The organism is Chryseobacterium sp. UF-290 (assembly GCF_058245615.1).
On sequence record NZ_JBSICB010000007.1, the window covers coordinates 12,973 to 26,454 of the forward strand.

The window sequence follows — 13,482 nt, forward strand, 5'->3', positions numbered from 1 at the left end:
AATGTCAACAAACAATACATCAACAACAAAATCCGCATTTACCGTCGGAAAATCCTTAATAGGAAAAGGCATTATTAACTATAAAGAAACAAATTCTATGAATACAACCAACCCATCACAAACACTTTTCAGATTTGTAAGCTTAAGAAGCCCGCAATTACCTGATGAAAACAAGCAAGATAAAAAATTTATTATCATTCCAGAATCCTTAAAAAATGATACCGCATTTTATGTACCCGTTGTATCCGGAACAGGGCCTAAACTGGCATTATTGAGAGAAAGAGCCTCTGCTTATGCTCAAAGCGCTGATTTTATTCCGAATATTGAAACGCTAAAACAAACATATGGCATTGTATATGATTACGCATTATGGCTTGCAAAAAATAAAAATACTTGTACTACGAATCAGTACATGACTAAATCTCAAGAAGTAAAAACGTCACCTTCATATATTTTTCCCAATCTTATTAATTTGTGGAACAACCTGATTTACCAGATAGCTACACAAAAAGATTTTTATGTGAAAGAAGCATTAATGCAGATGTTACTGGCGGCCCACACGCTCCAGCCTAATCAATCAGCTTATAATGATGATGAACTTAGGGAACTTTTATCTGCACGTGTAGTTATTCCGAAAGAGCTTATGCTTGATACTCCGGATGTTCACCCAATTGGTATTGCTTCAAAAATGGCAGAAGAAGAATCAGGAGAAACTACTACCCCATCTCCTTACATGGAAAAGCAGCAAAAAATCCAGGAAGCCCAAACGCTCCTCAAGAGATATGAAAGGTTAACAAAAGAGATGTCTCTTATTGAAAACAGCTATAAAAAAGAATATACACAGGAATATAAAATCAGCGAAGAAGCACACAACGATGCCAACCAATCTATCATTGATGAATATTATGAACGTGTAGAAGAAGCAAGAAGAAAATATTGTGAGATCAGAAAACCTGACCAACCTTATAATCCCGAAGATCCTTGTAACAGGCCTGAAGAAATTCCTTATCCGAAGCTTCCTAAATTTGAGTTTTCATTCCGTCCCGAAATTGAAGCAAGAACCCTTGTAAGTTCTTTGAAACCAGAAAGTATTGACACGTTATTATCTCTTTTAGAATATGATTTTCCAGACACAGATAAAGCAAGACCTGATAATACAGAATTGATTGATAATTTACTGGCAGGCAGAAATACGTTTAATGAAGTAAAAGACATTATTTCAAATGCTACTGAAATATCCAACAAAGTAATCCTGGATAATATCATGGACAATTCTGAAAGCTATACCAGCATCGGTGGTGTTATCCTTCCTGTTTCCAGAGTAGAAACGATTCCTTTCACCTATCAGCTATGTCCTAGACATATTTTAAGAAACACGTGTCTGGATTTATCTATTGACGTCCCTGATGCTTCCTGGAATGTAGCAAGTATGAGCTATACTTTCTATACCAATGCAGGACCTATCTCGGGAACCTATTTTGAAAAAAGCCGTGTCGGAAATAAGATCTTCTTAAGTAAATTATTGGGAAGTCCGACAACAGATGGAGTATACATTTCTCAGACGGAGAACTTCACGATGGATGTTAAGATCACCTTTACCAATGGTAAAGTAACCACTTTCCATCCAAGAATTGTTACGATGAAATCCTGCTATTCATCCGCTTTTGAATTTATCAATGAAATCAAGGATCCTATTGAAGAGCCCGATGATTCCTATATCCCCTCAGGATTTGGATTTAAACAGATCGGAATTGCAGATTATCTCAAGGTAGAGCAAACTACGCATGCTTACATAGAAGGGGAAGTAGCCCATATCGAAAACGTAATGGCCCGTGAATATCGCGAAAAAGCGACCAGAAGACTAAGAAGAAGCGAAAACACCACGACCACCTCTTCAGATACTGAACGGGAAAAACTTACAGATACGACTACTGCAACCAGATTTGAAATGCAGACTGAGATTGCTAAAATACTGCAGGAATCCAGAGATACCAATGTTCAGGCACATTTTGATGCCAGCTGGAAAATGACAGGTGGAGCATCTATAAATACCGGAATTGCAGGAGGATATGCGACCCATTCATCCAAAGAAGAAAGTACAAGACAGGCACTTACCCAGGCTCAGGACATTACAGCAAGAGCACTTGACAGAGTGGTAACAAAAGTTCATGAAGAAAGGATCGAAAAGATCATTGAGGAATTCGAAGAAAACAACAAACATGGTTTTGATAATACGAAAGGAGATAAGCATGTTGTAGGTGTTTTTCGTTGGGTTGACAAACTTATGAAAAACCAGATCTATAATTATGGAAAACGTCTGATGTTTGAATTTATGATTCCTCAACCCGCCAAATTACATACATTAGGGATGGCATTGGACAATTCAGCAACAAATATCGACCTTGTAAAACCTGAAGATCCAAGAAAAGCAAGCTATTTACCATTGGAAAATTATGCTTCTTTAAGTAACGAAGCTGCCTTAAAATATTGGGTAAGCAAATACAATGCTGAAATTGATGAAAAGCCTGCGGAATCTTTTGGAATCAGTAAATCATTCAGTGGACGTGATGGAAACTTCGGAGGAAAAGATGATGACAAGGTTCAGATTGTAAATGGAAATGGAGAAGTTGAGGTTCCAGAAGGCTATTTGTTAAAAACTGTCGATTACACTTTCCAAACCTATCCACACAGCTTTAAAGGAGCCCACCAGGCTTTCATGACCATTGGAGGGCAAGGTACTTATTGGATCTCTTCACCAAACAGTACACAAATAAGCGGAACAACCACAACATTAAACATCAAAAATAAACTGGAATTTAGTTTTGCTACGGGAGAAAGTCCAATTATGCAGGGAACCCTGAAGCTGAACTTAGAATTAACTGCTGAGGCAAGAAATGCATGGCTTCAAAAAACATTCAAAGCTATTATCGACAGCTATGAAAAAGCATTAGCTATTTATGAACAAAAAATAGCAGAAGAAAAAGCTACCGGTATACAGATCAAAGGTTCCAATCCAGGATTCTATCGTCAAATTGAGAATACGGTTCTTCGTAAAAACTGTATTTCTTATATGATCAACAGAACAGCCAATTCTACGCATGGATATGGCATGGCAGGTTTAACTACCGGAAGTACTTTTACAGATTATGAAACAGACCTGTCATCAAAACTGGATAAATATACAGCCTTTCTTAAGTTTATGGAACAAGCCTTTGAATGGGAAAATCTTTCTTATTATCTGTACCCTTATTATTGGGCTAATAAAACAGAATGGACAAATCTTTATCAGGCTGAAGATGTGGACCCATTGTTCATGGCGTTCCTGCAAAGTGGTATGGCAAGAGTTGTTGCTACAGTTCGTCCAGGATTTGAAGATGCTGTTCAGTTCTATATGGCAACGGGCAAAATCTGGAATGGAGGTGAGGTTCCTGTAATTGGGGATTCTCTTTACTTGTCTATCGTGGATGAAATGAAACAGCCTAAAGGTATAAAACAAGGAAAAGCTTGGATCACAAGACTTCCAACTTCATTAAACATTCTTCAGGCAGAAAGTATTGGCTTAAAGGTAGCACATGCTTTACCGTTTAGCGCAGAAGATCCTAATGAATTTGAAGTGCCAGGAGATGTAATTACACAAAGCAACTTCGTGAAAGATAATTCTTTATTAGGTAATGAATCAAGTATAAAACAGATTCAAATCTCTCTAAAAAAACTAGACAGAATGCATGATTTTAGTACAATTGATGACTTGGATCAGGCTGGTGAGTTTCCCAGAAAATATCACTGCATGGGACAAACCATTGAAATCGTTAGAGATGCAACATGGGCAAAAACAGACTCTCTTATAAGGGTTTATGATGCTTTGGCTGACGGTCTTTCTAAAATAGATGGCATCGAAGCATTTGCAAATGTAGACAACGGAGTTACAATCCGGGTAGATGTAGACAAAATTAAAAACTTCAAATTTGTGAAGCCTCCTTATTCCGAAGAACTTGATACCGTAGGCTTTACCACTGATGGCCAGACATATTTAAAATTCGCCAGCGATAATTTTACAGGTTCTGCAAGCAGAGTTTTTGATAAGGATGATCATCCAATTGGTTTACAGGAGTATACTGAAAAAATCCCTTTATCAAGGTTTTTAATTTAATTCTTTAAAATACAAAAATGAGCCGAGTAAAACTCGAGGCTATTTGGCAGCACGATAAAGTGCTGCCTTATATCCTCACGACCTTAAAGGATAAGATTCATGATATTACTGCTGTTGAAAAGATATTTCTTTTCGGAAGCAGAGGACGGATTCCTTTTGAAAGCTGGAAGGATCTGGAAGGAAAAGACTGGGATGTTTTAGTACAAGCTAAATGTAAACTCAAGAATGCATATGCATTAGTTGATAAAGATTATTATTTGGACCTTCTTGTTTTAGATAAAGAAACAATAAAGGAGCATTATTCCAAAAATAAGCTTATGATGATTTTCCCGGAGAATAACCTCAATTATAAATAATCCTTTCCATAGAATAATCAATGATGACAGGGTTTTTATGCCCTGTTTTTTAACCTTAAAATAACAAAAATGAGTTTAGATATATTAAATAACAAAGGGAGCAGTGATCTGTCCGGTTCTAAGCTCCTCACCGAAAATAATACTCAAAATAAATTATTTAAAGAAGATTTTTTCACCAGTAAAAAAACTTCTTTCGATGAAATAAGTGCATTTAAAAACAGCCCATTCGGACAATATTGGGATAAACTGTTACCATCCTGGGCATTAGCAGATTATGGTCCAGCGAGAGTTTTAAACGAATCCAATTTTAGCATTATAGACCTTTCAAAAAAATTTAATTACGCAAAAGCTTCGTTTTATAACGATTCAATTAGTGAAAATTGGGATGATATAAAGTTTAAAGTATATGCCAATCCAAATGGCCAGGATGTTTTAAAACAATATGCCAATGATGATTTTAAACCTAATGATGATGAAGTTTTATTTCTTATTGAGACTGATGACGGAAAATTTGACTTTGGAAAAATTGTCAGAGTAAAGCTAGGAAAAGAGGCAATAAAAAAACTGCAGTTTCAATTTCCGTATTTGGGACAAACTGACGAAGAAGATCTCGCAGAAGAATTCCTGAAACGGCCTTTCGAAATAAAAAACAATTCAAGCTTAGAATTCGTTGAGGCAGGCAAAGAAGTAAAGCTTGATCCAAAAGAATTAAAAAACCTCCTAACAAAAGCCATTAAATACGATTTTCAGCAGAAAAAATTCGATGACATGTCTTTGTTCCTTATTTTTCTGCAGGGAGGAGATTATTTAGGGTTAAATATTCCTAAAAAGATATTGGAAGTATCTCACTGGATGAGAACAAAAAAATATGAAGAAGAAAAATACTGGAATGCCTTATTAAATAAAGATTTTACACCCGCTTTTCTCCCAAACATTATTGTTCCTCAAAACAGAGAAGAAATAAAGGAATCTATAAAAAATAAGTTTAAACAACACATTGACGGTCTTTCAAAACCTGATCAAAATGATGTGATCATAGAAAAAATATTTAAGGAAATTCTGAACAATGTTTTATTATATTTGTTTGAGAAATTTTCTTCTTTACTGGATGATGGACTAAAAAAATTAGATGAGATTTTACCCGAAGAAGAAATGCTCCATGAGATTTATAATCTCAATGCCTTTTTAGTAGGTCTTTGGAATGGATGTTTAGAATTTGTCGCGGGGCTTATAGATTTAGTTTCTTTAGTAATGATCATTGCCAGAGATGGTATTGGCTTTACGCTTACTGATGCACTGGGAGAAGCTTTTGAAAACCTTCTCAATGAGCTTGTTTTCAACTTTGAAAACTTTATCAAGAAACTCTGGATAAAGCTGATTACAGCATTAAAAGAATTTCCGGATTGGTATTTAAAGTATGGTACTAATCAATATTATTGGTACAAAAAGTTAGGAGAACTCACTCCTGATATACTTTTTATTCTTGTTCCTGCTTTAAAAGCTGGCCGAGCAGCAAAAGCAGCAGAGGAAGCTTCTATATTTAAAAAAGTAGCAACTACAGCTGAAAAAGATTTAGAATATCAAAAATACTTAGATGGTTACTACGAATCACTAAGAAAGCAATCAGATGATTTTGCTAAAAAGCTAGAAGAGCAGTCTGCAAGAAAGGAAAGTAAAGAAGCTTTTGAGAAAGCAGCACAAAAACTGGATGAAGAAATACCAGATAGCAAAGTAAAACGAGCAAATTTCCAGTCGTCCAAAAAGATAATGAATCGACAAACCGGAAAAGAATTTGGTGAATTTTTATTCGGTAAATATTTAAAATTGACAGGTAGTAAAACTCAGATATTTGGAGGTAACACAATTGTACTTGTCGAAAATGAAACTACAACAGTAACGGGTATCCTTGATGATGTTAATACTATTGCAAGAAGAGGAGAAGCATTAAAAGGAGTAACAAAAATGGGTGAAAATAAAGGAGGTATTAATATTTTACGTTCACCTAAATGGTCCGAAATTTTAGAAAAGTATAAAGATTTGGAAGCAATCGATAAAAATGCATACTATAAAAAAGTCACTGATGAATTTTGGGAGACAGCAAACAGACCATGGCTAGACGAATCAATAAAAAGAGGAGATCCAATAAGGTTCGTAACAGACCCCAATTCAGAAATAGGGAAGTATGTAAGACTTGGAAAAAATAAGTTTGCAATTGATAAAACAGGAAATAAAGTTCCTACAATTTTTAGCCGAGAAGTTGAATATCTTAAAAAGAACGGATATAAAATTGATGGACATATAGCAACAAAGATCAAATAAATATGGAAAATAATATGTACACTCCGGAAAACTACTTTAATCTGTCTTTAGTAAAAAAATTAATGTCTGAATTTAGCTGGCCTGACAAATATAGTTTAGAAGAAGATGCTGATGGTGTCAGCATAATATTCCCAAACTCTGAAATCTATATTAAAGATGGTTATGAAAATGATGTATCTTTTGTCCTTCTATCTTATAAAGGTAAAGATTGCTATATTGATATGTATACAGCATTAAAAATGTTTGTAAAAGATTATGAAAATAACCCTAACGTTTTTGATTCTTTAAATCTTCAAAATGATAATTCTGTATATGCTTCTAAACAAGCCACAGAATCAAATATAAGAGATATTCTTAAAATTTTAAATAAGCATTTTAAGAATTTTATTTCAGGACATGAAAAAGATTTAAATTCTTTATGAGGAATGATAAAGTAAAATATGCTTGCTTTTTTGGCGGAGCCCAAAATGATACAAAATCTTCAGAATATAATGAATCAATACTAATTGGAGAATTATTAATTAAAAGAGGATATATAATTAAAAATGGCGGCTATAGAGGATTAATCGAAGCTGTATCAATAGGAGGTTTTACAATAGGAGGAACGGTTGAAGGATATACTTGTGCACTTTGGAAAAATAGTATCAGTAATAATTTTTTAACTAAAAAAATTGAATGTGCTACATTATTTGAAAGGCTAGAAAAATTAATTACTAATACCGATCTTTTTATTATTCAAAAAGGAGGAATTGGAACAATGTCTGAGTTACTATTAACCTTAGACTTTATAAGAAAATTACCTAAAAAGGAACGCCCTAAAATATATCTAATGGGTAATTACTGGCAAAAATTGAAAGATTTTCTACTAACTATGGATATGGGAGATGAAATTAATATTCTTAAAGTCGTGAACGATTTTAAGCAACTTCGTGAAACTATTTAATTTCATACTCATTTAAAAATTGTGTGATTAAACTTTCCACAAAAAATAAAACACGACACGTTTTGTCGCATTAACCGCATATATTTGTCTTATAAAATTTTACCATGAAACGCAGCTGTGCTGCACTATAAAAACAGACACATGAAAAAAGATTTTTATCTGACAAGATATGCCTTAATCATTAAAAGATTAGAAAGTTCTCCGGCTACCTATTCTCAGCTGGAGGACTATCTTTTAAATTCTTTTGAATTCCAGGATGCGGGGATCAAGAGCTATTCTATCCGTACCCTGCAAAGGGATATCCGTGAGATTTCCGATCTTTTTAATCTTTCCATTCACAATAAGAAAAAGGGGGATAACAGATATTATATTGAAAGCCGTCCCATCATGGAAGTGGATGAATACAATCAAAAGCTATTGGAATCATTCCAGGTAAGCAATGCCCTGAACCTTCATCCTGATTTTTCAGATTTTATCTTTTTTGAAAGCCGGAAACCAACCGGAATAGAGAATTTTTATGATCTGTTCTTCGCCATCCGAAATAAAAGAGTTGTAGCTTTTGAGCACTACAATTATAAAAATAAGCTGATGACCTCCAGAAAGGTGCACCCTTTGGCCCTGAAAGAATCTAAAGACAGATGGTACCTCATCGCTATTGACACCAAAGATAAAGTCCTGAAATCATTTGGTCTTGACAGGATCAACTACCTGGATGTGAGCAAAAATAAGTTCAGGGAGAAATACAATTACAATTTCAGGGAACATTTTAAAAACGCATTCGGAGTCATGAACCTGACGGAGCAAAAGCCTGAAAAAATTGTATTGCAATGCAGCCGCCATCAGGGAGAATATATAAGAAGCTTTCCTCTTCACCAGTCACAGAAAGAGACTAAGGAAACTCCGGAAGAGATCTATTTTGAGTTCTTCCTTCACCCGACTTATGACTTTATGCAGGAAATTCTGTCCTATGGAAAAGAGGTTACCGTTCTGGAACCGAAATGTTTAGTTGATGACATCCGCAATCATCTCCAGGAGTCCCTGAACCGCTATCTTGAGAGTTGACTAAAATAATTGAGTCTTATATTTTTTGCTATATTTACATAAATATACCCCTATTGAGAACTTTATTCTTTTGCCTCAGCTTTTTTATTTCTTCCTTTTGCCTTTCACAGCAGAAAGAAGAATTCAGGCTTGTGAAAAGCTATTATAATCAGCACAGAAGCATGCTGAATAAAGAGTTCAAGAAAAAATTTGATGCAGAATCCAATACCTTTAAAAAAGCAGCCATAAAAGGAGACTTCCTTTTTTTCATGAAAAAAATGGATAGTATTGAAAACACGGCATTGATCGGAGCTTTATTAAGGGTAAGGAATCTCGAAGATCTTCAGACCATAAAAAATGCAAAAGAAGCGCCTGCAGGAAAAGCTTTTGAAGTAGAAAAAGTTGCCGATTATCCCGGGGGCCTCAATTCTTTGAGACAGGAAGTCGCAGACCTTTTATACGTTGACGGAGTATATTCTGAAGAAAAAACGGTAAAAACGGATGTCGCTTTTATTGTAGAAAAAGACGGAAGCATAAGCAATGTCCGTGCACAGGGTAATAATTTTACTTTTAACAGGCAGGCTGAAATTGCCCTTTACTCTCTTGCCGAAAAGTTTTCCCCGGCGACATTCAAAGGGGACCCAACCACATATCATTTCAAACTTCCTTTAACGTTAACGATGACTGAATAATTAAAAAGCATTTCCTGATTTACTTTTTCTCCTATTAAAACTCAATTCAATGTTTACTGACGAATATTATATGAAAATGGCCCTGCAGGAAGCAGAAGCTGCCCTGGAAAAAGATGAGGTTCCTATCGGATGTATTGTTGTTTCCAATAACCGTATTATCGCAAGGGCTCACAACCTTACGGAAACATTAAATGACGTTACCGCTCATGCAGAAATGCAGGCGGTCACCTCTGCCGCCAATTTTCTTGGAGGTAAATATTTAAGAGACTGCACTCTTTATGTAACAATGGAACCCTGCGTTATGTGTTCAGGAGCCTTATCCTGGTCACAGGTATCAAAAGTTGTGATTGGAGCAAGAGATGAGCAGAGAGGGTTTATCAACAAACACCTTTCTCTGCATCCAAAGACAGAGATCATTACAGGAATTATGGAAAATGAATGCTCTTCCATCGTTAAAGATTTTTTTAAAAGTAAAAGGTAAACTTCATTGTCATGTGAAAAAGGAGCTTTACTGATCTTAAAAACTTATTAAAGACAACATTTTACATCTATAAAAGCCTAAAAAATAAACCCCGGGAATATTAAAAGTATTCCCCGGGTTCTTGTTTTATAATAATCAGTCTTTATCTTTAAAAATAGAATACATTATAAGGTCAAAATATTCTCCGTCTTTTTTTGTTTCCTGTTTCAAAACAGCTTCCTGCTCCATTCCTATTTTTTCCATAATTTTTCCGGAAGCAGGATTATGCGGAAGATGGGTAGCAAAAATCTTATTGAATCCCAGTTCTTTAAAACCAAAATCTACGATCGCTTTTGCCGCCTCAGTAACATAGCCTTTGTTCCAGTAAGGAATTCCTATCCAATATCCTAATTCCGCTTTATCATCGTCTCTGTCATGAAGCCCGATTGCTCCTATGATATGGCCATCCTTATTGCGGATCCCAAAAGTATATCCTGTATTATTCTCAAAGACATCCTTAGACATTTTCAGCCAGAATTCAGCATCAGCCCTGGTATAAGGATAAGGTATATTTGAAGTAAAATCCGAGTAAATCCGATGCTGAAGATACTCAACAATAAAGGGGACATCCCTCTCTTCGAGTTGTGACAGAATGAGTCTTTCTGTTTCTATTATGGGAAACTTTTTCATTGTTTTAAGGTTAGGATTAAGGGTAAGACCAAGACATTACTTCTTTTAAACTTTTAACCTTAATCTTTTAAGTTTATAAATCTTTCCCCAGGAAATAAAGTCCTTTAAGGGTATGAAGCCTGTCCATCACATGAATTTTATCCGTCAGGGGTTTATATACATGGGAAACGCCACCGGTCGCAACCACAAAACAATCATCATTTACCTCATCATTGATACGGCTGATGAATCCTTCCACCATTCCTAAAAAGCCATATACCATACCACTTTGCATACATGTTACGGTATCGAGTCCCAATACGGTTTTCGGCTTTTTCAGCTCGATATCCGGAAGCTGGGCTGTATGGCTGATCAGAGAATTTAAAGAGGTCACAATTCCCGGCGCAATAATCACGCCTAAGGTCTCCCCCGTTTCTGTTACACAACTTGCTGTAAGTGCGGTTCCGAAATCAATGACAATTTTCTTTCTGTTTGGATACAAATTGTGTGCTGCTACAAGGTTGGCATAGATATCCGTTCCCATCTGCTTAGATTTTGCCTGAACGCCTGAAGGAGTTGATCTGTCAACAATTACAGGAGTGGTCCCGTGAATCTTTTTGATTCCGGAGCTCATTACTTTGGTAAGCTGAGGCACCACTGAACCGATGATGACCTTATCGATTTCTTTAGGTTCTATTTTATACGTCTGATAAAGCATCAGCATCTGTACATACAGTTCGTCAGCAGTTCTATAAGGTTTGGTATTGATCACCCAGGAAATATCACAATTATCTCCATTAAAAAGACCAAATCTGATATTACTGTTTCCTACGTTTATTACAATTGAATTCATTTATTTTAACAGGCTGTAAATTTGAATCCCAAATTTATAAAAAAATAAAAGGAGTACTCTCAAATACTCCTTTTATCTCTGTGTTTATCTTTTAATTTATTTCACCTCAACAAAATTATCCTCCATATTCACATCCGCAATTCTCTGACTGAAATCTATTCCCAGTACAGACAGCTGAGATTTTGTATAAGGAATTGTAAGGGTATATTCTTTTTGGGTCCATGGCCAGTAAGGCATTGTTTTAAAATCGCCATAGATGTCCTTTGTTTTCCATGTGTGGGTCATATTCAATGGAATCTGATAAGTTATCACTTTTTTATCAGCTGTCATGACGCTGAAATCAACCGGCATTGGAACCTGACCGTTATTTACCAAAGTAATCGTGGTAGATTTTGCATCATATTTTACATCTTTTATCCCGTAATCGATCGTTTTGGTGGTATTGATCCAATAATGATGGAACCACTTCAGATCCATCCCGGAAACTTTCTGGGCAATATGAAGGAAGTCTCTGTCTGAAGGATGCTTCATGCTCCATTGGTCATAATACTGCTTTAAGGTTTCTGCAAGATTCTGCTCTCCCATAATGTATCCTAACTGTACCAGATACAATTCACCTTTTACATAGGTAGAATAGGTATAAGAAGTTCCGTTATCATGGTGATCTCCCAACCAAACCGCAGGTTCTTCAATTCCTTTTTTAACAAAGTTTCTGTAAGCATCTAATGTGTGGGCAAAAGGATTTGGTAACTCTTCAGGGAATAGCTGATGCATGGTGTAGCCTTCAGCATAGCTTGTGAAACCTTCATCCATCCACGGACGTACAGACTCATTGGTCGCAAGCATCTGCTGATACCATGAGTGAGCGCCTTCGTGAGCCATCAGTCCCATTAATCCCTTAATATCTCTGGCTTCACCAAGGATCATGGTACACATTCCGTATTCCATTCCGCCATCTCCTCCCTGGATAAATGCATAGGTTGGATAGACATATTTACCAAAGTGCGTATTCATGATCTGGAAATACTTTGTGATGTAAGGCTGTGCTTCACCCCAAACTTTAGTTTTATCATTTTTCTGATAAACCAGATAGACTTTCGGGCCTTCCGGAATAGTAAAGCTTTCTACGGAATAGTCTCTGTCTGCGCTCCATGCGAAATCCAGAATATTTTTAGCAGTCCATTTCCAGCTTACTTTTTTATCTTTTTCTGCTTTTACCTTTGCATTGGTATCATAACCCTTTACTTCTGTTGGATTTTCGAGAATTCCTCCTGCTCCTATGACATAGTCTTTATTGATCTTAATGGTAACCTCGAAATCTGAAAACGGTGCATGAAACTCTCTTCCCATATAATCAAAAGTTGCCCATCCGTCATAATCATATTCTGCAATTTTCGGATACCATTGGGTCATGGTCATATCAACACCTTCCCTGTTGTTTCTTCCACTTCTTCTGATCTGCTGAGGAATTACCGCATCCCAATCCATGGTAAAGGTTGTCGTGGAGTTCGGTTTGATCGGTTCTGCCAGATATACTTTCATGATGGTTTCCTGAACTTCAAATTTCAGCTCCTTGCCATTCTGTCTGATCCAGTGAATATTCTGTGCCCCTTCCTGATCTTTAGGAATAGAAGCCAGTCTTGAGATTCCATCTTTCTGCAACCTTGAGTCACCATTTTTTCCCTGGGAAGCCACTCTCTGATCCATCATGGAATTAGGCTTAAACGCATTCCAATAAAGATGAAAATAGACCACATTCAACTCATCAGGTGAATTGTTCGTGTATTCTAAAGTCTGTTTTCCCTGGTAAGTAAATTTTTCAGCATTGACATCAATATCCATCTTGTACTTCGCAGCCTGCTGATAATAAGCTCCTTGCTGAGCCTGAAATTGTGAAATGATAAACGCAAAAAGGATTGCAGCCGATTTTCTCATTTAAAATTTTATTTTTTCTAAAGGTAGGTAATTTAAATAAAAACCTCAAATGTGGAGTTATGAT

11 protein-coding genes are annotated in these 13,482 nt (G+C 36.0%); 8 read left to right on the plus strand and 3 right to left on the minus strand.

All coding sequences use genetic code 11. The features are described from left to right. The first annotated feature begins 1 nt into the window (after nucleotide 1). From AC4IF5_RS10055 to AC4IF5_RS10090, 8 genes are all read left to right on the plus strand, one after another. A complete protein-coding gene (locus AC4IF5_RS10055) occupies nucleotides 2-4,150 on the plus strand; it encodes a hypothetical protein (RefSeq protein ID WP_490734105.1) in 4,149 nt (1,382 codons plus the stop codon). A 17-nt stretch (nucleotides 4,151-4,167) separates the two neighbouring features. Continuing rightward, a complete protein-coding gene (locus tag AC4IF5_RS10060) occupies nucleotides 4,168-4,506 on the plus strand; it encodes a hypothetical protein (RefSeq protein WP_490734107.1) in 339 nt (112 codons plus the stop codon). 69 nt (nucleotides 4,507-4,575) lie between these two features. Then, entirely contained in the window at nucleotides 4,576-6,825 is a 2,250-nt protein-coding gene (locus AC4IF5_RS10065) for a hypothetical protein (protein ID WP_490734109.1), read from the plus strand. 2 nt (nucleotides 6,826-6,827) lie between these two features. Next, nucleotides 6,828-7,247, plus strand: coding sequence for a hypothetical protein (locus AC4IF5_RS10070; RefSeq protein WP_490734111.1), 420 nt, complete (start codon nucleotides 6,828-6,830; stop codon nucleotides 7,245-7,247). Beyond that, on the plus strand, nucleotides 7,244-7,768 hold the full coding sequence (locus AC4IF5_RS10075) for an LOG family protein (protein ID WP_490734113.1): 525 nt from the start codon (nucleotides 7,244-7,246) through the stop codon (nucleotides 7,766-7,768). The genes AC4IF5_RS10070 and AC4IF5_RS10075 overlap by 4 nt, the downstream gene beginning before the upstream one ends. A gap of 141 nt (nucleotides 7,769-7,909) precedes the next feature. After that, the gene (locus tag AC4IF5_RS10080; RefSeq protein ID WP_490734114.1) at nucleotides 7,910-8,830 is read left to right on the plus strand and encodes a helix-turn-helix transcriptional regulator; all 921 of its coding nucleotides are present in this window, start codon (nucleotides 7,910-7,912) and stop codon (nucleotides 8,828-8,830) included. Nucleotides 8,831-8,883: 53 nt separating this feature from the next. Continuing rightward, the gene (locus tag AC4IF5_RS10085) at nucleotides 8,884-9,501 is read left to right on the plus strand and encodes a hypothetical protein (RefSeq protein WP_490734115.1); all 618 of its coding nucleotides are present in this window, start codon (nucleotides 8,884-8,886) and stop codon (nucleotides 9,499-9,501) included. Between the two features lie 49 nt (nucleotides 9,502-9,550). Beyond that, nucleotides 9,551-9,982: a nucleoside deaminase gene (locus tag AC4IF5_RS10090; RefSeq protein WP_490734117.1), complete on the plus strand. Its 432-nt coding sequence runs from the start codon at nucleotides 9,551-9,553 to the stop codon at nucleotides 9,980-9,982. 135 nt (nucleotides 9,983-10,117) lie between these two features. On the opposite strand, the gene AC4IF5_RS10095 is transcribed toward AC4IF5_RS10090, so the two are convergent. From AC4IF5_RS10095 to AC4IF5_RS10105, 3 genes are all read right to left on the minus strand, one after another. Further along, nucleotides 10,118-10,651, minus strand: a complete 534-nt coding sequence (locus AC4IF5_RS10095) for a GNAT family N-acetyltransferase (RefSeq protein WP_490734118.1) — start codon at nucleotides 10,649-10,651, stop codon at nucleotides 10,118-10,120. Between the two features lie 73 nt (nucleotides 10,652-10,724). After that, nucleotides 10,725-11,483, minus strand: coding sequence for a type III pantothenate kinase (locus tag AC4IF5_RS10100; protein WP_490734120.1), 759 nt, complete (start codon nucleotides 11,481-11,483; stop codon nucleotides 10,725-10,727). A 96-nt stretch (nucleotides 11,484-11,579) separates the two neighbouring features. Next, nucleotides 11,580-13,418, minus strand: a complete 1,839-nt coding sequence (locus AC4IF5_RS10105; protein WP_490734122.1) for a M1 family metallopeptidase — start codon at nucleotides 13,416-13,418, stop codon at nucleotides 11,580-11,582. Between the last annotated feature and the right edge of the window lie 64 nt (nucleotides 13,419-13,482).

Excerpts from the sequence above, each read along its gene's own strand:
- AC4IF5_RS10105 (WP_490734122.1), bottom strand. The coding sequence starts at position 13,418 with ATGAGAAAATCGGCTGCAATCCTTTTTGCGTTTATCATTTCACAATTT.
- AC4IF5_RS10075 (WP_490734113.1), top strand. The coding sequence starts at position 7,244 with ATGAGGAATGATAAAGTAAAATATGCTTGCTTTTTTGGCGGAGCCCAA.
- AC4IF5_RS10060 (WP_490734107.1), top strand. The coding sequence starts at position 4,168 with ATGAGCCGAGTAAAACTCGAGGCTATTTGGCAGCACGATAAAGTGCTG.
- AC4IF5_RS10055 (WP_490734105.1), top strand. The coding sequence starts at position 2 with ATGTCAACAAACAATACATCAACAACAAAATCCGCATTTACCGTCGGA.
- AC4IF5_RS10080 (WP_490734114.1), top strand. The coding sequence starts at position 7,910 with ATGAAAAAAGATTTTTATCTGACAAGATATGCCTTAATCATTAAAAGA.
- AC4IF5_RS10090 (WP_490734117.1), top strand. The coding sequence starts at position 9,551 with ATGTTTACTGACGAATATTATATGAAAATGGCCCTGCAGGAAGCAGAA.
- AC4IF5_RS10065 (WP_490734109.1), top strand. The coding sequence starts at position 4,576 with ATGAGTTTAGATATATTAAATAACAAAGGGAGCAGTGATCTGTCCGGT.
- AC4IF5_RS10100 (WP_490734120.1), bottom strand. The coding sequence starts at position 11,483 with ATGAATTCAATTGTAATAAACGTAGGAAACAGTAATATCAGATTTGGT.
- AC4IF5_RS10095 (WP_490734118.1), bottom strand. The coding sequence starts at position 10,651 with ATGAAAAAGTTTCCCATAATAGAAACAGAAAGACTCATTCTGTCACAA.
- AC4IF5_RS10070 (WP_490734111.1), top strand. The coding sequence starts at position 6,828 with ATGGAAAATAATATGTACACTCCGGAAAACTACTTTAATCTGTCTTTA.